The sequence below is a fragment of the Brevibacillus borstelensis genome (assembly GCF_037834415.1).
Taxonomy (GTDB): domain Bacteria; phylum Bacillota; class Bacilli; order Brevibacillales; family Brevibacillaceae; genus Brevibacillus; species Brevibacillus borstelensis_A.
This window is the reverse complement of sequence record NZ_JAUMSJ010000001.1, coordinates 238,013-256,745: the sequence shown is the minus strand read 5'-3', so window position 1 is coordinate 256,745 and position 18,733 is coordinate 238,013. Positions and strand designations below refer to the sequence as shown.

The 18,733-nt window shown below is 53.8% G+C and carries 17 protein-coding genes; 6 read left to right on the top strand and 11 right to left on the bottom strand.

Features of this window, described 5'->3' with window-relative positions:
- Positions 1-81 precede the first annotated feature (81 nt).
- Positions 82-1,248, top strand: a complete 1,167-nt coding sequence (locus Q3F21_RS01185; protein WP_340249300.1) for an MFS transporter — start codon at positions 82-84, stop codon at positions 1,246-1,248.
- A gap of 74 nt (positions 1,249-1,322) precedes the next feature.
- Here the strand turns inward: Q3F21_RS01185 and Q3F21_RS01180 are convergent, their stop codons facing one another.
- From Q3F21_RS01180 to Q3F21_RS01150, 7 genes are all read right to left on the bottom strand, one after another.
- Positions 1,323-2,048: a hypothetical protein gene (locus Q3F21_RS01180; protein ID WP_340249298.1), complete on the bottom strand. Its 726-nt coding sequence runs from the start codon at positions 2,046-2,048 to the stop codon at positions 1,323-1,325.
- A gap of 121 nt (positions 2,049-2,169) precedes the next feature.
- Entirely contained in the window at positions 2,170-4,236 is a 2,067-nt protein-coding gene (gene abc-f / locus Q3F21_RS01175; RefSeq protein WP_340249297.1) for a ribosomal protection-like ABC-F family protein, read from the bottom strand.
- 490 nt (positions 4,237-4,726) lie between these two features.
- Positions 4,727-5,539: a stalk domain-containing protein gene (locus Q3F21_RS01170; protein ID WP_340249294.1), complete on the bottom strand. Its 813-nt coding sequence runs from the start codon at positions 5,537-5,539 to the stop codon at positions 4,727-4,729.
- A 103-nt stretch (positions 5,540-5,642) separates the two neighbouring features.
- The gene (locus tag Q3F21_RS01165) at positions 5,643-6,581 is read right to left on the bottom strand and encodes an AEC family transporter (protein ID WP_340249293.1); all 939 of its coding nucleotides are present in this window, start codon (positions 6,579-6,581) and stop codon (positions 5,643-5,645) included.
- Positions 6,582-6,599: 18 nt separating this feature from the next.
- Positions 6,600-7,001 carry a hypothetical protein gene (locus Q3F21_RS01160; RefSeq protein WP_340249291.1) on the bottom strand — a complete coding sequence of 134 codons (402 nt, stop codon included), beginning with the start codon at positions 6,999-7,001 and terminating at the stop codon, positions 6,600-6,602.
- Positions 7,002-7,108: 107 nt separating this feature from the next.
- On the bottom strand, positions 7,109-7,531 hold the full coding sequence (gene queF / locus Q3F21_RS01155) for a preQ(1) synthase (protein ID WP_340249290.1): 423 nt from the start codon (positions 7,529-7,531) through the stop codon (positions 7,109-7,111).
- 67 nt (positions 7,532-7,598) lie between these two features.
- Complete coding sequence (locus tag Q3F21_RS01150; RefSeq protein WP_340249288.1) at positions 7,599-8,246, bottom strand: queuosine precursor transporter; 648 nt, start codon at positions 8,244-8,246, stop codon at positions 7,599-7,601.
- A gap of 354 nt (positions 8,247-8,600) precedes the next feature.
- Between Q3F21_RS01150 and Q3F21_RS01145 the strand changes: the two genes are divergently transcribed.
- The 5 genes from Q3F21_RS01145 to Q3F21_RS01125 all read left to right on the top strand — a co-directional run bounded on the left by Q3F21_RS01145 (position 8,601) and on the right by Q3F21_RS01125 (position 13,268).
- The gene (locus Q3F21_RS01145) at positions 8,601-9,434 is read left to right on the top strand and encodes an amino acid ABC transporter substrate-binding protein (RefSeq protein WP_340249286.1); all 834 of its coding nucleotides are present in this window, start codon (positions 8,601-8,603) and stop codon (positions 9,432-9,434) included.
- A 220-nt stretch (positions 9,435-9,654) separates the two neighbouring features.
- A complete protein-coding gene (locus tag Q3F21_RS01140; protein WP_340249285.1) occupies positions 9,655-10,503 on the top strand; it encodes an amino acid ABC transporter substrate-binding protein in 849 nt (282 codons plus the stop codon).
- The gene (locus tag Q3F21_RS01135) at positions 10,490-11,188 is read left to right on the top strand and encodes an ABC transporter permease subunit (RefSeq protein ID WP_340249283.1); all 699 of its coding nucleotides are present in this window, start codon (positions 10,490-10,492) and stop codon (positions 11,186-11,188) included. Before Q3F21_RS01140 ends, Q3F21_RS01135 begins: the two co-directional genes overlap by 14 nt.
- Before the next feature lie 14 nt (positions 11,189-11,202).
- Positions 11,203-11,940 (top strand): amino acid ABC transporter ATP-binding protein, encoded by a 738-nt coding sequence (locus tag Q3F21_RS01130; RefSeq protein WP_340249281.1) that lies wholly within the window; start codon positions 11,203-11,205, stop codon positions 11,938-11,940.
- Positions 11,941-12,560: 620 nt separating this feature from the next.
- Positions 12,561-13,268: a GDSL-type esterase/lipase family protein gene (locus tag Q3F21_RS01125; protein ID WP_340249279.1), complete on the top strand. Its 708-nt coding sequence runs from the start codon at positions 12,561-12,563 to the stop codon at positions 13,266-13,268.
- A gap of 65 nt (positions 13,269-13,333) precedes the next feature.
- Here Q3F21_RS01125 and Q3F21_RS01120 read toward each other — a convergent pair whose 3' ends face one another.
- The 4 genes from Q3F21_RS01120 to Q3F21_RS01105 form a co-directional block, all read right to left on the bottom strand.
- Entirely contained in the window at positions 13,334-14,707 is a 1,374-nt protein-coding gene (locus Q3F21_RS01120; protein ID WP_340249278.1) for an oligopeptide:H+ symporter, read from the bottom strand.
- A gap of 492 nt (positions 14,708-15,199) precedes the next feature.
- Positions 15,200-16,039, bottom strand: a complete 840-nt coding sequence (locus tag Q3F21_RS01115) for an inositol monophosphatase family protein (protein WP_425341200.1) — start codon at positions 16,037-16,039, stop codon at positions 15,200-15,202.
- Between the two features lie 143 nt (positions 16,040-16,182).
- Positions 16,183-16,395, bottom strand: a complete 213-nt coding sequence (locus Q3F21_RS01110) for a YbdD/YjiX family protein (RefSeq protein WP_340249276.1) — start codon at positions 16,393-16,395, stop codon at positions 16,183-16,185.
- Positions 16,392-18,485, bottom strand: a complete 2,094-nt coding sequence (locus Q3F21_RS01105; RefSeq protein ID WP_340249275.1) for a carbon starvation CstA family protein — start codon at positions 18,483-18,485, stop codon at positions 16,392-16,394. Before Q3F21_RS01105 ends, Q3F21_RS01110 begins: the two co-directional genes overlap by 4 nt.
- Positions 18,486-18,733: the final 248 nt, after the last annotated feature.

Genomic DNA, 18,733 nt, shown 5'->3' with positions numbered 1-18,733 from the left:
CTTGGGCTTGCTTGACTTCATCCAAACGTTCACGTAAGGTGGAATCAGCATCACATTTTTTGCCGGAAAGAGGTAAGGTTTGTGAAAAAGAAGTACCTCCCCTTGCTGTTTCTGATCGCCTTTCTCACCATGCTGGGGTTTGGCATCATCATACCAATTCTGCCGTACTTTGCCGAAAACATTGGCGCTTCTTCCCTGCAAATCGGAATCTTGTTCGCCAGCTACAACATCATGCAGCTGTTGTTCGCCCCGATCTGGGGGGCGCTTTCGGACCGCATCGGGCGCAAGCCTTTGATTTCTTTTGGCCTGCTCGGCTTTTCCATCACATTTATCCTGTTCGGGATGGCAGGTACATATGCGGAAATGCTTGCATACCGGATTCTGGGAGGAATCGTTTCCGCTGCCGCATTGCCGACAGTTACCGCGATGGTGGCCGATGTCTTCCCCTCTGATCAGCGTGCCAAAGGCATGGGGGTTATCGGCGCCGGAATCGGACTGAGCTTTGTATTCGGCCCGGCGATTGGCGGCTACCTGAGCCCGTATGGATTCTCCGTTCCGTTTTTTGCTTCCGGCGTTGTGGCTTTTTTGACTTTCTTTATCATCCTATTCGCTCTTCCGGAAAGCTTGCCAAAGGAAAAGCGGACAGGGCAGACGCGCGAAAAACAGGGGAATATTTTCTCCGTTCTGTTCGGTCCCCTGTCTCTCATGTACGGCATCATGTTTATCGTCTCCTTTGCCTTTTCCGGCCTGGAGACCACCTTTGCGCTCTACATCAATCACCTGTACGGATTTACGTCCAAGGATCTCGGGTACATGTTTCTCGTCATGGGGATCATCTCCGCTTTTGTCCAGGGGGGACTGATCGGAAAAATGGTCAAGCGGCTGGGCGAGCCGCTCGTCCTGACGATCGGGCTTGCCCTGTACGGCATCGGCTTCTTTGCGATCCCGCTCGCAGCCAGCTTCTGGACGCTGGCTTTGACGCTGTCGCTGTTCGGGGCTGGACAAGGCATGATCCGCGCGACGGGAACGGCCATGATTACCCAGCGCACTTCGCAGGGCCAAGGCGTGACGAGCGGCGCGATCAGCTCGATGGACAGTCTCGGCCGCATCCTCGGCCCGCTCGCCGGCGGCGCTGTCTACGGATGGTTTGCCAGCGGACCGTTTATCGTCGGCGGCGTCCTGATGGTCATCATGCTGGTGCTGTTCCGGACCCGGTATCACCGGCTGCCGGAGCGGGCGGAAGCGTGATCAAGCCGACTGTCATTTATTGAACAAACAAGCGAAAAAGCAAAGCCTTCCGTTTCTGGAATGTGCTTTGCTTTTTATTGCCTGTGAACATAACTGAATAAGATGTAAGTCATGACGAGCAACGGCTCTATTTCCTCATTGCCTTTGGCCGTATCGAACCGATATTGAAAACGCATGATATGGGAACGCATGCCGGAAGCGACCCGTTCCTCGTCAAGGAAAACATCAGTTTTTGAAGAGATCGTCGAAGATTTGAAATAGTAGGTTTTTCCGTTTATCTCCAAGTGAATCCCTTCTTGAAGCCGGATTGCGTTTTTTATCGTGTAATCGGTTTTCACTTTTGCGATTACCTGCTCGTTATGAACAACATGCCAGGTGTCATTGACGCGAAATATGCTCCCTTTTTGTTCAACGAATGCAAAACGCTCCCCGTTTGTCCATTCAAACGACAGGTTCATGAACCATTTGCCATGGCCAGCAAAAATCTCATCCACCAGCCGATGCCGCCATTTCCGATAAAAGCGTCGATACTCTGCTGTCTTTTCAGCGCCTTTGTAGAGCATTTTCTTTTCCGCTGAATACCGTTCGGAAAGATATGTATTCCACTCCAAATCCGTTTGCTCCGGTTTGTATGTCAAGTCGCGTTTTGCCTGCCACCTTTGGGCAGCGCCGATGATTAACGCTCCGAGCAGAAAAAGAGAGCAGGTGCCGAATTGACTCCATTCAAATTGCCCCGTTATGACAAAGCGCAATGCAATCCCGACAAGCGCGACGATATACAGGATTAGCAGATACCACATCTGTTTTCCCCCCTCCAAATTTCTCTACGGCATATATGCGGAAAAGTTGCGCGAAGGCACGAACCCGGATAGATTCCATACCTTCGCGTTCCCAAAACCTTTCTCTCCAAACAGAAAGGAATCAGCCTTCCTGCATCTCCAGCCATTCCATGTAGAGCCCTTCTCTTTTTTCCTCCACAGCTTCCAATTCGCTTTGCCACTCCATCAATTGCGTGTAGTCGTCGGAGCCTTGCGATAAAAGCAGCATGAATTCATCCCGTCTCGCTTCCAGATTCTCGATCTGCCGCTCCAGCTCCGCCAGCTTGTAAGCATTGATTCGCTTGGCAGGCTGCGGCGGCGATGGCTGTTTATCGGCCAAAGGAGTCGGTTCGGGCATCGAAATGTCAACTGAAAAGGGCTGTGTTTCCGGAGCGACCGCGGACTTGTCTTTCTTCTCTGTTTCCGCCTTGTCAACCGCTGTCTCGTCCGTTACAGCCCTCTCTTCCCCCCTCGCCTGCAACGCCGACGCTCCGAGGCGGGCTTGCTTCGATGCAGCTCTGCCTCGCTCTTTGTCCTTTTCCAGCCTCCTCTTTTCGACCGCCTCCTGGAACGTTCCTTCATAGTGGACGAGCTTGCCGCCTTCCATCCAAAAGACGCCGTTTACCATTTTTTGCAAAAAGTATCGGTCGTGCGAGACGATGAACAAGGACCCGCGGAAGTCAGCCAACGCTTCTTCCAGCGTTTCGCGCGCCTCGATGTCGAGGTGGTTGGTCGGTTCATCGAGGATGAGTAGGTTGATCTCCTGGTGCATCAGCTGGGCGAGACGCAGTCGCATCCGCTCGCCGCCGCTCAATTGTCCGATCCGTTTAAACACGTGCTCGCCGTAAAACAGAAAGCGGGCCAAAAGATGACGAGCTTCGGCCTCGGAAACGGCTGTCGTGTCCCGGAAAACGTCGATCACTCTTCGCTTTTGGTCGCCTTCCAGCGCTTGCTGCGAAAGGTACCCGACTTTTACGCTTGCCCCTACTTTCACAATGCCGCTGTCGGGCGCAACTTCCCCCAGCAGCATTTTGACAAACGTCGATTTTCCGCAGCCATTAGGGCCGAGCAGCGCCTTTCTTTCACCGTATCGGAGCAGAAGGTGAGCGCCCTTCATCAAGCATTTATCTCCATAGGACTTATACAGCTCGGAGGCCATCAGGACATCCTGACCGCTGCGGTCCGTCTTTTGAAAGGACAATCCTATCCGCTCCGCTTCCATCCGCGGACGTTCGATCCGCTCCAGCCTCGCGAGTGCTTTCTCCATGCTTTTGGCGCGCCGGTGAAACGCCTCATTCGGCGGATTTGAACGATTTCCCCACTCTTTTAGGCGCTTGATCGTCTCCTGCATTTTCTTGATCTTCCTCTGCTGCTCCTGGTAGGCCTCAAACTGGCGCAGCAGCCGCTCTTCCCTTTCAGCGACAAAATAACTGTAATTGCCCGGATAATGCTCCACCTCTCCCCCGTCCACGTAGTAGACCGACGTGACGACGGCATCGAGGAAAAAACGGTCATGGGAAATCAGCAGGATCGTTCCCGGATAATCCTTGAGGAAGCTCTCCAGCCACTCCATAGCGTCCATGTCCAAATGATTGGTCGGCTCGTCGAGAAGCAGCACATCGCTCTGTTGGCACAGCAGCCGGGCAAGACCAATCTTGGTCTTTTCTCCGCCGCTCAACTCGACGAACGGCGTGGACAGCAGATGGCCTTCGATGCCCAAGCCTTCGATCACCTGCGCCATGCGTACTTCCCACGTATATCCGCCCAGCTGCTCGAAAGCCTCCTGCTTCTGCTGATAGCGATTGATCAATCGCTCCAGATCGCGATCCTCTGCGGTCGCAAGGCTCAGCTGCCGCTCCAGCTCCCGGATCTCTTCCTGCAGACGCAAGACATCCGCAAAAGCGCTGGCAATCACGTCCTGAGCCGCCCAACCCTCGGGGTACTGCGGACTTTGCGGCAAATAGGCCCAGACACTCCCTTTGGCCCGGAACAGCTCTCCCTGGTCCTGCTGCTCCAATCCGGCCAAAAGCTTGAACAGCGTGGTTTTCCCTGCTCCATTGGGGCCGACGAAGCCGACCCGTTCCCCTGCTTTTATCTCCAGCGTAACCCCTTCGAGTACAGGGTTCGCTCCATATCCTTTGTGAATGTTCTGTGCAGAAATGACGATCATGATTTTTCCTCCTCAGGTTGGTTCACTTGAAATGTGGACAGCAAAAAGCCGCAGGCATAAACCTGCGGCATCGGTTGCGTGTATCAGGTATCTGACGAACTGCAAGCTCGTCTTTTTTTACCTATGGATGCAAGTATCGATGCACGGTACGCCTGTTTTGTTCCGTTCGGTTGTATGACCAAAAAAGGGCAGACTTCCCCCTTGGAGCAAAAAATCATGTGTCATACTGCTGGTTTCCACAACAAACCACGCTTGAACGGTTCCAAACACGTACCCTGCACCTCCTTCCTGAGGATCACATTTTCCAACATTTTCACTATACACGACTTTGTTATGGAAGACAACGGGGAAGTCGCCCATGGATTTTGCCACGGCAAGTGTTTTCGTCCGGCCAGCCGCAGCAAATGCCAGGAAAAAGCGTCAGGCCGGCTGGTTGTCTTGAGCAGGAGCCTTCCAGTGCTGACGCTCTCCGTTTTCCCGAAGCTCTTGCTTATTTTCCCGTCGCCTCTTCAAACAACGGCTTTTTCGTAGCCGCATCCAGCACGACCAGCGTCGTGTAAGGAGGCAGCTTCACTTTTGCCACGACGAACGGATACGAGATCACTTGCGCATACATCCGGCCCGGCTCCGGCTTGGTCAGCTTGACGTACACCTTTAGCTGCTCCCAGCTCATTTCCGTCTTCACGATCTCGATGCCGTAACCGGGGTTGGGCGACTGACCGCGTGCGATCACGTACAAATCGCCCTGTTGATGCACACCCTGCGTCCCTTTTACCTTCTGGACAAACGCTTTTTCATCCTCGCTCAGCGAAGCTACGTCCACCTGCTTGAACTCTTCGTTTCCATCTGGCGCCACAATGTCCACCGTCCTCGTTTGGGGATTCCACTTCAGCTCATATCCGCTTGTCTCCGCCATCCATCTGAGCGGCACGTACATTTGCTTGTTGTAGAGAATCGCTCCCTGATCGATCTCGGTCCACTTGTTATCGACTGCGACCCGCTTCGTGCCTATTTGAAAGGAGATCGTCTGCCCGGCAGGCAGGGTCACAGCGACCTCATTTTGGGCGTTCGTTTGCCACTTTGCTTGCAGGATGCCTGCCATGTCTTCAACCGCCAGATAAGTACGGCCGTCGATGATGACGGATGGGTGCTTCAATTGCGAAGCCTGCCCGTTTACGGTAATCTGTATGCTGCTTGCCGCAGCGGCGATCACGCTTCCGGATGCGTTCCCCGCAGCGCCAGCGGGTGCGGCCATCAAAAGCTGAAGCCCGATCAAACAAGCGATTGCACGTTTTCCCTTCATGTTCAATTCCTCCATTAATACAGTCGGTTTACCTTGTTTGACTGTGTACGGCAGTCAAATGTTTCACTTCCGCCGAAACATTCTTTACCAAGGAGAATACCCGTTATCGCAAGAAAAAATTACCGACCATGATGACAGCGGGGATGGAAACCAGGGCCAGCAGCGTCGAAAAAACAGTGGTCATCGCCCCCATCTCTTCGTCCGCCGCATAGCGTGCAAACAAGATCGATGCCATCGTCAGCGTAGGCATTGCTACCTGAACGATCGCGACGCGGGTAATCTCCCCATCCAGATGGAGGATGGACAGAAGCAGAGCAGCGGACAACGGAAAGACGACCAGCTTGAAGGTCAAAGGCATGCCGAGGACCGGCAGTGAAAAATGCGGTTTCTTTTTGAGAAGGAGCGGGAGCAGCATCCCGATGTACATCATCGCAAGCGGAGAAGCCAGCTTTGCCAGCGATCCGACCAGGTGCTTGACCGGCTCGGGGGGCATGAATCCCGCCATGGCCGCGCCCAGCCCGAGGACGATGGCGACCATCGGAATATTGACCATCGCCTTCAAGCCCTTCAGGCTAAAGGCGCCTTTCTCCTGGAGCATCATGACGGCCACGGTCCACATCACGACGTCCACGCCCGCATCAAAGACGGCTGCCAAAAGGGCTCCCTTCGGACCGAACAGGGCAGCGCAAAGCGGCAGCCCGATAAAGCCGGTGTTGCCTAATCCCGAGAGGATCGCCATTTCCCGCCGTTTCTTTTCCGGCAGGGGCAGGGTACGAGCCCCCAACCACCCGAGCAGAATGCCCAGACAATTCAATAGTACAGAAATACAAAAAATTAGAACAATTTGCTTCATTGTCTGGCTGTCGATCGGCGTCTGGAACACCCCGTCCAGAATGATGCACGGCATGGCCACATTGACGATAATGGTAATGATGAGCTGACGGGAGTCTCCCGTCAGCGGCTGACGATAACCGATCGCGCTTCCAATCGCAATGATAACCGCCATCAGCAGGATCGACTGAAGCAGCAGCGACATTTCCATATGGTAGTACCTCCCTTGCTACATCTCCACCAAAATCCAGCTCAGACCAGACGGCTCTCCTTTTTCGCAAGTGCGCAAAAGATCGCCCAGCACCGGTATGGCCTCTTCCAATTCTACACACCACGATGCCGGAAAAGAGACATCCGCCCCTTCGATCGTCAGCGTGTTCATCGTTCCGGCCGGCTTGTCGGCCGTCAATACGTAATGACGCTCCTCGGGCTCATGCTCCTTCCACTGCACCAGTATTTGTCCCTGATTGCCGCCGGCTACCACCAGGTCGACATGGTCGCCGTATGCGGCATGTACCAGGGTCCTCGACGTTCCGTTCAGCTGGGCAATTTCCTTCAACACCTCGTGCCAGCCCATGTGGTTTTGGTCTAGGCCGCTCGCATCCGTATACATCCGCCAATCGTTTAGCATGCTGCTCTTCTCCTTTATTTGCGACAAAAATAATGACGACAAGGCTATTCGCATATATAACAGTACCCCCGTGCCAAACGACGGGGGCAATCATACTCGTCCTTATTTTACGCTTCTTCCTTCACATACTCAACTACCACTTCGGTGCCGAGTCCGCCGCGCGCATTCCAGATTGCGACGATGCGCATGTAGAGCGGATCGCAGCAGGCTACGAGGTCACCTAGAATCCGGTTGGTCGCATGCTCCTGATAGATTCCCACATTGCGGTACGAGGTCAAATAGTACTTGAGCGACTTCATCTCGATCAGCTTTTCATTCGGCACCAGATACATTTTCAATTCGGCGAAGTCCGGAAGACCCGACCACGGACAGACAGACGTAAATTCACTGGTGGGCATCATGATTTCGGTACGCTTGCCCACGTACTCGTACGGAATCGTCTCGAGGATGTCGACCAGAATCGCCGATTCATCCTGTGTATCAAAACGAATGCTGTTGTATTTGCTGTGATTGTGCTCCACTGCTGCCATTTATCCATCGTTCCTTTCCATTTTCATTGTGATTTGATCGGGAATCTCTTTCATGCCTTGTCCAGCTTCAATCCGCGTATCTCGAGACGGCTTTCTGCCTTCTCGCCCCTTTGACGACCAGGTAGGACAACGGCGTATCCACTGCCGCAATCATCGTTTTCACCAAATACTGATACACAATCATCTGCAGGAGCGCCTCTGTCGGCATCGTCCCGTAGAAAGCGATGACGATAAAGATCGATGTATCAAGCATTTGACTGAGCGCGGTCGATGCGTTCTTGCGCAGCCAGAAATGCTTCTCTCCGGTTCGCCGCTTGATGAGGTGAAAGACTTTGACGTCTGCCATCTGCGCGGCAAAATAGGACAGCATGCTGGCAATGACCACACGCGCAGAGGAAGCCATGACGGATTCATACGACTCCTGAAGCGGCCAGAAGCCGGCGGGAGGCAAAAGAATCGTCGCCTGGACAAAGAGGAGCATCAGAGCGTTGGCCCAAAAGCCGGCGTAGACGACCTGGCGCGCCCGTGCTTCCCCGTACAGCTCGCTGATCGCATCGGTCAACAGATACGTCAGCGGATACCCAATCACCGCGGCCGGCAAGATGACGCCCCACAGGTCGATCACCTTTGCCGAAACGATATTGGCAACAATCAGCAACGTGACAAACGTCGCCGTCAGGTAGAGAAAACGTTTCTCTTCCGGTGGAAAATGCATTGGATCGGTTCCTCCTAAAGCGAAGAGCAGTCTGCCCGCCCCGATCCGTTCATCTACGCAAAAAAGCCGCCCCTGCAAAAAATACAGGAGAGCGGCTTCCATAAGAACAGACCTCAGGCATCGACTGCTCTCCCCTAGTTTTGTTTTACGAGAGGTGGGGATTCCGAACTCTCGCGTCCCATGGACTTATAACAGCATATCAAATGGACATCCTTTTTAGAAGAGGGAGTTTCTGCTGGTTTTTTCCTCCTTGTCGGCACTTACTTGCTCTCTTGCACTCTTTTCGTTGACAAACGGAACAAAGGCTTTTAGTATGAATCCATAAAATCTTATCAACTTAGTGGGGGTTTCACGATGAAAAAACTTGTTTTCTCCGCATTAATTTCGACTTTATTGCTCGGAATTGTTGGATGCGGCAACTCTGCTGCGCCCGCCAACCCAAATCAATCCGCGGCTCCTGACCAATCGGCGGCTGCTTCCCAAAACCTGCTGGAAAAAGTAAAGGCCGAGGGCAAGCTCGTGATCGGCACGGAAGGCACGTATGCGCCCTTTACCTTCCACGATCAATCAGGCAAACTCACCGGATACGATATTGACGTCGCGACAGAAGTAGCGAAGCGCCTTGGCGTAGAGCCGGTGTTTCAGGAAACGCAGTGGGACGCCATGTTTGCCGGGCTTGATTCCAAACGCTTTGACCTGATCGCCAACGAGGTGGGCATTCGTCCGGACCGCCAGGAGAAATACGATTTCTCCAAGCCGTACTCGATTTCCCGCGCAGTGCTCGTCGCTCATAAAGACAATGAGACTGTCAAGGACTTTCCCGACATCAAAGGGCTGAAAGCCGGGCAATCGATGACCAGCAACTACGCGGACATGGCCCGCGAGCTGGGCGCGGAAGTGGTGGCAGTGGACAACTTCAACAACGCCATCGAGCTGATCGCGAGCAAACGCGTCGATGTCGTGCTCAACGACAACCTGTCTGTCCTCGACTTCGTGAAGCACAAGCCGGATACGCCGATCAAAATCGTCAAAGTGAAAGAAGACGGCCTCCCATGCGGCTTCATGTTCCGCAAAGACACCAGCAACGAGTTGATCGAGGAGATCAACAAAGCGCTGGATGGCATGAGTCAGGACGGCACGCTGAAACAGATCTCGGAAAAATGGTTTGGCGAGGACATTTCCAAGTAAGCTCACTGCCCTTGACCAGGTGGCACGACCTCTTTTCCTGCCGGAGAAGAGGTCTGTCACTTTTCTTCTTCATGAATGGACGGCTTTGACGGGCGGGATGGGCGCACGAGGCTGGAGCGCTTTTCAGCAGCCCTTCAAAGCTGATTTCTTTATTGACAAAACAGGCAAAGACTTTTAGTATGTTCTAAACAAATCACATCGGTTTAGTGGGGGATTATTTATGAAAAAATTATTGTTTTCGGCACTCATCTCCTCTCTTGTTTTTGGAATCGTGGGATGCGGCTCGTCCGGCACTACTTCGACAACAAGCAACGCCGCTCCGGCCCCTGCTCCCGCACAGGCCCCTTCCGAGCAAAAGTCGGAACAAAACCTGTTGGATAAAGTAAAATCCGAGGGGAAACTGGTGATTGGCACGGAGGGGACCTACGCCCCCTTTACCTTCCACGACCAATCCGGCAAGCTGACCGGATTTGACGTCGAAGTGATCAGCGAAGTGGCCAAACGTCTCGGGGTGGAACCGGTCTTCCAGGAAACGCAGTGGGATGCCATGTTCGCAGGGCTGGATTCCAAGCGGTTTGACCTCGTCGCCAACCAGGTCGGCATCCGGCCGGATCGTCAGGAGAAATACGATTTTTCCACCCCCTACACCGTTTCGACCGCTGTGCTGGTTACGCACAAGGACAACAACAGCGTCACGGGCTTTGACAGCATCAAAGGACTGAAAGCGGCCCAAACCTTGACGAGCAATCTGACAGATATCGCCAAGCAAAACGGCGCTGAGATCGTCGGAGTAGAAGGCTTCAATCAGGCGATCGACCTGCTCGTCTCCAAGCGTGTCGACGTCACGATCAATGACGGCTTGTCCCTGCTCGATTTTCTGAAGCAAAAGCCGGATACCCCAATCAAGATTGTCGCCAAGCATCCCGACGGGGCGAAAAACGGCTTTCTGTTCCGCAAAGGCAGCACCGAGCTCATAGAGGCGGTCAACAAGGCGCTAGACGACATGATGAAGGACGGTACGTTCCAACAAATCTCCGAGAAATGGTTTGGTGCAGATGTTTCTAAGTAACCTGTTCGGCAACCCGGAACGCTTTGACAGATGGGTGGAGATTGCGCAAAGCTCCTTTTGGCCGCTTCTGAAAGGCGCTTTGACCTTCTCCCTGTCGCTTTCTCTGATATCGTTTGCCATTGGACTCGTCATTGCCATCCTGACGGCGCTTGCCCGGATTTCCGGCAACAAAGTGCTCGTGGGCATCGCCCGCGTATATGTATCGATCATTCGCGGAACGCCCTTGCTCGTACAGCTGTTCATCATCTTTTTCGGACTGCCCAGCGTCGGCGTTACGATCGATTCGTTTCCATCAGCGGTGATCGGCTTCTCTCTGAATGTGGGCGCCTACGCTTCGGAGGTGGTCCGCGCCGCGATCCTGTCCATTCCGAAGGGACAGTGGGAAGCCGGCTATTCGCTTGGTATGACGTATCGGCAAGCTTTGGTGCGCATCATCCTGCCGCAGGCGGCGCGCGTGTCTGTGCCGCCCCTGTCCAACTCGTATATCAGCCTGGTAAAGGATACGTCGCTCGCCGCCGCTATCCTCGTTCCCGAGATGTTCCGGAAAGCGCAGGAGATCGCAGCGGCCACGTATGAACCGCTCCTGGTCTACTCGGAAGCTGCGCTGATCTACTGGCTGATCTGTCTGGTACTCTCGGCGATCCAGGATCGCATCGAGCACAGGCTTGACCGCTACGTCGCCTAGAGGGGAGCATACTCATGATAACCATCGCCAATCTTCATAAACGATTTCACGACTTGCACGTGCTCAAGGGCATTTCGTTGACAGTTGAGAAAGGCAAGGTCGTCGTCATCATCGGACCGTCCGGTTCCGGCAAAACGACGCTTCTCCGCTGCCTGAACGCTTTGGAGATACCGACCGAGGGCAGCGTGCAAATCGGCGACGTCCAGCTTGACTTTTCCCGCAAAGTAGCAAAATCGGATATTCCGCGGCTTCGCAAGCAGACCGGCATGGTCTTCCAAAGCTACAATCTGTTCCCGCACATGACGGCGCTGCAAAATGTCATGGAAGGCCCTGTCACCGTGAAAGGCATGAAACCGGAGGCTGCTAAAAGCAAGGCAGCCCAGCTGCTGACCAAGGTAGGACTTGCTGACAAGCTGGACCACTACCCTGCCCAGCTATCCGGGGGACAGCAGCAGCGCGTCGGGATCGCCCGCGCTCTCGCCATGGACCCGAAAGTGATGCTGTTTGACGAGCCTACCTCCGCGCTTGACCCCGAGCTGGTCGGCGAAGTGCTGAAGGTCATGAAGGAGCTGGCTGTAGAAGGAATGACCATGGTGGTCGTCACGCATGAGATGGCATTTGCCCGCGAGGTGGCAGATGAAGTCATCTTTATGGATCAAGGCGTGATCGTTGAGCGCGGAGTGCCGCAGCAATTGTTCCCCAGCCCGAAGGAAGAGCGGACCCGTCAATTTCTCCAGCATTTGAACAAATAAGCCGATAAACGGGATGGCTTCCTCTGGACCTGTCTCGTTCATATGTATAGAAAGAAGACTCGTCTCCAGCGGGAGAGAGTCCTCTTTCTTTCCATTGTAAGCTCAGTCATCCAGGAACGCGAACAGCAAAAAAATGATCAGGATAATCCAGATAAAATTGTTATCGCGAAACCCACTCATCTGCATGGCCTCCTCTGTAATTGTCTAAGCGGGCACTCATGCTGACAGCGCCGCTCTTCACAGAATATGAGAGAGTTCTGCGGTTCGCATGGATGCTCGTCTATCAGACAGAAGATCAAGCCAAAAAAGGCTCCAGTCCTGCTTGCCGGATAAAAATTAACAAAGCCTTTATCGTTTCTCTATTTGTTCTTAACATGAGAAATCTATGATAAGAATTGTCAGACCCTACGATGGACATATCGTCCTCCATTACCGTCCGTTGACCCCCTTTCAGCGGGCGGTCTTTTTCGGAAACAAAAGCGGAGCTTCCCGGAAGCCCGCTTTTTTGTTTGATTTTCCTGATCCTTGAGACCTCAGCAAGAAAAGTCAAAACAGCACGGAAAGCTCATGATACGATAGAAACAGGATACATCCCGGTTTGAAAGAGAGGACAGATCATTGTGAGCGACAAAAGACCGTCCCTGATTCGGCCCGGCTTGTTTGGCATCGAAGCCGCAGCCGACAGACGCCGAAACGAATTTGATTTCCACAACGAGGCTTTGCTGCATTATCAAAGAAAGATCGATTTTCTCTTTTTCGGGGACTCGATCACCCACTGGTGGGACGTCGATACTTATTTTGGCGGCGCTGGACACGTCATCGTCAACCGGGGAATCGGCGGGGATACGACCGGCTTTGCCCTCAGGCGGTTTGCCGCTGACGTCACCCAGCTAAGCCCCGCTTGCGTGGTCATCCTTCTCGGCATCAACAACACGTGGGCGCTGGACGAGTGGCTGCCCGAGGACCGCAAAGAGCCGGAAGAGATACAGCAAGAGATAGTCGCCGACCTGACCGCCATGCTGACCCAATCCAGAGCAGGCGGGATTGCCCCGATTCTTTGTTCCTTGCTGCCAACCCGGATGGAGCGCTACGCCAGAAACGGCCTGCGAAACGAGCTGGTCGCAAGCATCAATAAGGCCTTGCGGGAATACGCATGCTCGGAAAATATCATCTTTGTCGACTACCATCGGCACATGACGGACCAAGACGGCATCACCTTGCATGAAGAACTCGCCGACGACGGTCTTCACCCCCATGTGCTCGGTTACGACTTGATGGCCCGCGTTCTGCGGGAGACGCTGGCAACGCACGGAATCGAGATCGGCTGAGGAAAGTGCCGACACCAAAAAGGACAGCCCTTTTGCGAGCTGTCCTTTTCCCTTATTGTCTTCGTCTATTCCATCATCTGTACCAGCTTGCGCGATACGAGCAGGAGCACAAGCCCCAGCACAATCGCCATTGTGCCGATCAGCCCGAATACTTCCAAGTACCCCAGCGACTGGGTAAAGGCAGCCAATTGACCGGCCAGAACATTGGCCACTCCCGTGCTTGCCAGCCACACGCCCATCAGCAGCGAGGCGAGCTTGACCGGTGCGATCTTGCTGACCATGGACAAGCCGACTGGCGACAGGAACAGCTCGCCGAGCGTATGCATCAGGTAGGTCAGGACAATAATTGCAATATTGGCCTTTGCCAGGATGTTGTTTTCGTCGCTTCCTGTCTGCACGACAGCCAGCAGCAAAATCATGTACCCGAGACCGAGCAGAACCATGCCCAGTCCCATCTTCGCGGGTATGCTCAAGTCGCCCCGTTTGCTGTTGGCCAGCTTCACCCAGAGTATAGAGACAAAAGGAGCCAAGACCACGATAAAGAGCGGATTTAACGACTGGAACCAGGAGGTCGGCACCTCCCACCCGCCAATCGTCCGATCGACAAACAAGTCGGTGTACAGTGTCAGCGAGCTTCCTGCCTGTTCAAAGCCTGCCCAGAAAAAGATGACAAAGCAGGCCAAAATGACGATGACCGCGGTTCTTTGCTTTTCCTTCCTCGTAAGCGGCCGATTGGCGGCTTCCTTCAATTCCGGAGCTTCGCTTTTCCCGATCGGCTGTTTGCCGATATCCCCCAGATAGCGATCGCCCAGCAGGTTGAATGCGATCTGGCCGACCACCATCCCGACCGCGGCAGCCAAAAACCCGTACTTGAAGCCGTACATTTCCACACCGTTCAGCGCTGTCCGAAAGTGCTCCTCAGCCAAATAGCCGCAGATCAGCGGAGCGATAAACCCGCCGATGTTGATCCCCATGTAAAAAATCGTAAAGGCGGCATCCCGGCGCTTGTCATTTTCCGGGTAGAGCTCGCCGACCAGCGTGGAGATATTAGGCTTGAAGAAACCGTTTCCAATAATCAGCAGAGCAAGGCCGGTATACAATCCACCCGTGCTCTGAAAAGCAAACAGAACAATATTGCCGAGCGCCATCGTAATGCCCCCGAGGGTAATCGCGTACCTTCTGCCGAGAAACCGGTCGGACAAATACCCGCCGACAATGGGCGTAAAGTATACGGCACCGGTAAAAAAACCGTAGATACTCATTGCCAAACCCTTTTCAAAGCCCAGGCCGCCGCTGATCAGGGCCGTGGTCAAATACAGGGTGAGCAGGGCCCGCATGCCGTAGTAGCTGAAGCGTTCCCAAAGCTCCGTAAAGAACAACAAATACAATCCTGGAGGATGTTTTTGTTTCCCTTGCTGTGAATTCACAGTTGCGTCCATTGATGTCCCTCCCAGATGTCAAACAATGATCTCTTGAATCATATCACGATATTCTTGAATATGATTTTATTAAAAATATTATTTACTTTTTTATTATTGTTGAATTTATGTATAACAAGCATATTAATATCGTTGTTATAGATGCGTATTTTATGATTTCCCCTCAATCTCTTGCTTTACTATTTGTTAAAAAGTGGAGAATTATCCGTGCAATCAGCGAAAATGTTTCGGAGAATACGCAAATTGCTCTCCAGCTCGGAAGACAGAGGCGTCTGTTCCGTCTCGTTTGAAGCCGGCTGAACAGACGGGAAAACCAAGCGCCCCCCTGAGCGGAGCTTCCGTTTTTTCCATGCTCTTGAGAAAATCATGCGGCATCTCCTTTTTTCCTCCATTGTTGACTTTCCCCCATTTTTTTATAACCGCTCTCCACTCGTACTCAGGCCAAACAAAAAAACTGCCCATCAGGCAGTTTTCTGCGCAATATATCGTTTCTCAGGAAAGCTCGGATTCAGATTCCGATCTTTGAATGTAATGCTGCAATTCCTCGTAAAAAGTAGGGTTACATGCCATGACGCTGCTTTTCCGGTCAAACGGCAGCGGCTGTCCGTCCATCGTGGTCACCCTGCCTCCTGCTTCCTCCACCAGAATATTCCCCGCTCCAAAATCCCAGGCATTCAGCGAGAGGCTGACATATCCATCGAGCCGCCCTGCCGCCACGTACGACATTTCCAGTGCAGCGCTGCCAAGAAGACGCATGCCCCGCACTTTTCCGGCCAATTTCTTCACGATCAGGTCGATCCCCATTTGTTCCGCCTGTTTGTTCCAGAAGACACTTGTGCAAAGAAGGGCTTCTTCCAATGAAACGGTCTTTTCCAGCCGCAGTCTCTGTCCATTCAAAAATGCGCCTTGCCCCTTTACGGCGTGAAACATCTCGTCGCGGGACGGATCGTAGACGACGCCAATCAATCCCTCTCCTTTATGATAGACCGCGATGGAAACGGCAAAGTTGATCTGCTGATGAACAAAATTGGTCGTTCCGTCAATCGGGTCAATCACCCACAACGTATCGTACTTGCCCGGATCGCCCGTAAACGTGCTCTCTTCGCCCAATATGCCATGCTCGGGGTATTTTCGCAAAATCTCATCGATGACGTGCTTCTCCACTTCTTTGTCCACTGCTGTGACAAGATCGGAAGCGGAAGTTTTATATTCCACAGTAAACGGCTGCTTCATTCGTCTGAGACTGAGTTCTCCTGCGCTTCTTGCGCAGTCCAGAGCCAGGTCCTTGAGTGCTTCCAAGGCTGTTGCATGCACACGTATCGCCACCCACATCTTGACTTTGCCTCTAGTGTACCATACTTTCCCTGCTGATACACCCTACTGTACACCTGACAAGGCTTAGATAAACGACGACGGGAGACCCGTTATCCGGCCTCCCGTCGCATCTTGCGAGAATGGTGCGAACACAGCGGCGGTTAGCAACAACGGGTCACTCCGCCTTTTTCATAGCGTTCACGCAGCGCGTAGATATAGTACTCTCTTTCCGTCATCGGAAAGAACCCTGGCTTCGCGTGCGTCTGGTACCAATGCTGCAGATAACGATCGTAGTCCGGCATGCCGAAGATGGTCTTGATGATCGAGCTGATCCGACGAAGGGACACTTTGACCGTTCTCCACCTTTTTTTCATGCGATGGAATGCCCTTTGCCGTCGTAGTAGTTGTCCCCTTTTGATGGGATGTACGGGGATTCGCGGAGCTCGAATGTCCTCCCGCGCAGGATGTTGATCCACAGCCGTACTCCGTCGACAATGATGCCGATGATGATCGCCATGAAAATAGCGCAGACCGCTGCGTCGATCTGGTCGTTCAGGATCATCTTCTGCGCGGCCTCCACTGTCTTGACCCCAGCCGGGAGGGTACCCGCATCAAGCGCCTTTTGGAAAGCATCTGCGTGCGCCAGGAAGCTGATCTTTGGATCGGCATGGAACAGCTTTTGCCAAGCGGCCGTCATGGTAGCCGAGGTAAGCCATACCATCGGCAGCAGCGTGACCCAGGCGTACCGGGCCTTGCCCATTTTGAAGATGATCGTCGTCCCGACTACGAAGGCGATTGCCGCCAGCATCTGGTTGGCGATCCCGAACAGCGGCCACAGCGTGTAAATGCCGCCCAGCGGGTCGACCACGCCCTGATAGAGGAAGTACCCCCAGCCGGCCGTGATGACGGCAGAGCCGATCAGGTTCCCCGGCAGCCAGTCTACCTGCTTCATTTTCGGGAAAATATTGCCCAGCATGTCCTGCACCATGAAGCGTCCGACTCGCGTGCCCGCATCAATCGTGGTCAAAATGAAAACGGCTTCAAACAAGATCGCAAAGTGGTACCAGAAGGCCATCAACGCTTTCCCGCCCAACACGGTCGAAAAGATGGTCGCCATCCCGATCGCCAGCGAAGGCGCTCCGCCCGTCCGGGACAGAATCGTTTTTTCGTTGATATCCTGGGCCAGCGTCGTAATCATATCCGGGGTGATCGTGAAGCCCCAGCTGGAAATCGTCTGGGCAGCGGCTACCGCATCCAACCCGATTACCGCAGCCGGCGAGTTAATGGCGAAGTAGACTCCAGGCGTCAGCACGCAAGCCGCAATCATCGCCATGATCGCCACAGCGGACTCCATCAGCATTCCGCCGTAGCCGATCAACGGCGCGTGCGATTCCTTTGCGATCATCTTCGGCGTCGTACCGGAAGAGACCAACGCGTGGAACCCGGAGACGGCGCCGCAGGCGATCGTAATAAACAGGAACGGGAACAGGTTGCCGGCAAACACGGGTCCGGTGCCGTCGATAAATTTGGTCAGAGCGGGCATCTCCAGCGGCGGAAGCGTCAGCACGATGCCCACCGCGAGAACGGCGATCGTTCCCACCTTCAAAAACGAGCTCAAGTAGTCGCGAGGCGCGAGCAGCAGCCAAACAGGCAAGACAGACGCGACAAACCCGTAGGCGATAATCATCCAGGCAAGCTGAACCTTGCTAAAGGTAAACGCAGGTCCCCAGGTGGGAGAAGCGGCTACCGCCTGTCCCCACCACAGTGACAGGAACAGCAGAGCAAGTCCGATAAGCGAGCCTTCCATGACCCTTCCTGGGCGAATGTAGCGCATGTACAACCCCATCAAGATGGCAATCGGCAGCGTCATAAAGATCGTAAAGGTCGCCCATGGAGATTCAGCCAGCGCATTGACAACGACCATGGCCAATACAGCGATCAAAATAACCATGATCGCAACGATGCCGATCAAGGCGAGCGCGCCGCCAAAAGGACCGATCTCTTCCTTGGCGATCTGGCCCAGCGACTTTCCATTTCGCCGCATCGAGCCAAACAGGATGATAAAGTCCTGAACGGCTCCGCCGATGACTACCCCGACGATTATCCAGATCGTCCCCGGCAGGTAGCCCATTTGCGCGGCCAATGTCGGCCCGACGAGCGGTCCCGCCCCGGCGATCGCAGCGAAGTGGTGCCCGAACAAAACCCATTTGTTGGTCGGAACGAAGTCCTTCCCGTCGTTGTTCACTTCGGCCGGTGTCGCCCGATTGTCGTCGAGTCCCATGATTTTCCGGGCGATAAACCTGCTGTAGAAGCGATATGCGACAGCGTACGAACAGACAGCGGCAGTCAGCAGCCAGAACGAGTTGACGGATTCGCCGCGGGACAGTGCCAGAAAGCCGAAGCCTACTGCCCCGAGCGCCGCAACCCCGCCCCAGATCAGGACTGAGAGAAGCCATTTTTTCATCCCTTTCTCCCCCTTGTAAAATAATGAATAGGAACATGAGGAATAAGACCTCAACCTACCCTATCACGCGGTTGTACACAAAAAAAACAAAAATTGTCTGAACAGTAAAAAATCGAGCGCGAAAGGAGAAAATGCCGGGCTGAAACGAAACGGCTCGTTTATTTGTGGACGGAGCATGCGCGGTCTGCTCAGCTGGCAGTCATCCGTTTGACCGGATTTTTGGCGACGTTCGCCATAAGCGTTTGGAG

Excerpts from the sequence above, each read along its gene's own strand:
- Q3F21_RS01180 (WP_340249298.1), bottom strand. The coding sequence starts at position 2,048 with ATGTGGTATCTGCTAATCCTGTATATCGTCGCGCTTGTCGGGATTGCA.
- abc-f (WP_340249297.1), bottom strand. The coding sequence starts at position 4,236 with ATGATCGTCATTTCTGCACAGAACATTCACAAAGGATATGGAGCGAAC.
- Q3F21_RS01170 (WP_340249294.1), bottom strand. The coding sequence starts at position 5,539 with ATGAAGGGAAAACGTGCAATCGCTTGTTTGATCGGGCTTCAGCTTTTG.
- Q3F21_RS01165 (WP_340249293.1), bottom strand. The coding sequence starts at position 6,581 with ATGGAAATGTCGCTGCTGCTTCAGTCGATCCTGCTGATGGCGGTTATC.
- Q3F21_RS01160 (WP_340249291.1), bottom strand. The coding sequence starts at position 7,001 with ATGCTAAACGATTGGCGGATGTATACGGATGCGAGCGGCCTAGACCAA.
- queF (WP_340249290.1), bottom strand. The coding sequence starts at position 7,531 with ATGGCAGCAGTGGAGCACAATCACAGCAAATACAACAGCATTCGTTTT.
- Q3F21_RS01150 (WP_340249288.1), bottom strand. The coding sequence starts at position 8,246 with ATGCATTTTCCACCGGAAGAGAAACGTTTTCTCTACCTGACGGCGACG.
- Q3F21_RS01145 (WP_340249286.1), top strand. The coding sequence starts at position 8,601 with ATGAAAAAACTTGTTTTCTCCGCATTAATTTCGACTTTATTGCTCGGA.
- Q3F21_RS01140 (WP_340249285.1), top strand. The coding sequence starts at position 9,655 with ATGAAAAAATTATTGTTTTCGGCACTCATCTCCTCTCTTGTTTTTGGA.
- Q3F21_RS01135 (WP_340249283.1), top strand. The coding sequence starts at position 10,490 with ATGTTTCTAAGTAACCTGTTCGGCAACCCGGAACGCTTTGACAGATGG.
- Q3F21_RS01130 (WP_340249281.1), top strand. The coding sequence starts at position 11,203 with ATGATAACCATCGCCAATCTTCATAAACGATTTCACGACTTGCACGTG.
- Q3F21_RS01120 (WP_340249278.1), bottom strand. The coding sequence starts at position 14,707 with ATGGACGCAACTGTGAATTCACAGCAAGGGAAACAAAAACATCCTCCA.
- Q3F21_RS01115 (WP_425341200.1), bottom strand. The coding sequence starts at position 16,039 with ATGTGGGTGGCGATACGTGTGCATGCAACAGCCTTGGAAGCACTCAAG.
- Q3F21_RS01110 (WP_340249276.1), bottom strand. The coding sequence starts at position 16,395 with ATGAAAAAAAGGTGGAGAACGGTCAAAGTGTCCCTTCGTCGGATCAGC.
- Q3F21_RS01105 (WP_340249275.1), bottom strand. The coding sequence starts at position 18,485 with ATGAAAAAATGGCTTCTCTCAGTCCTGATCTGGGGCGGGGTTGCGGCG.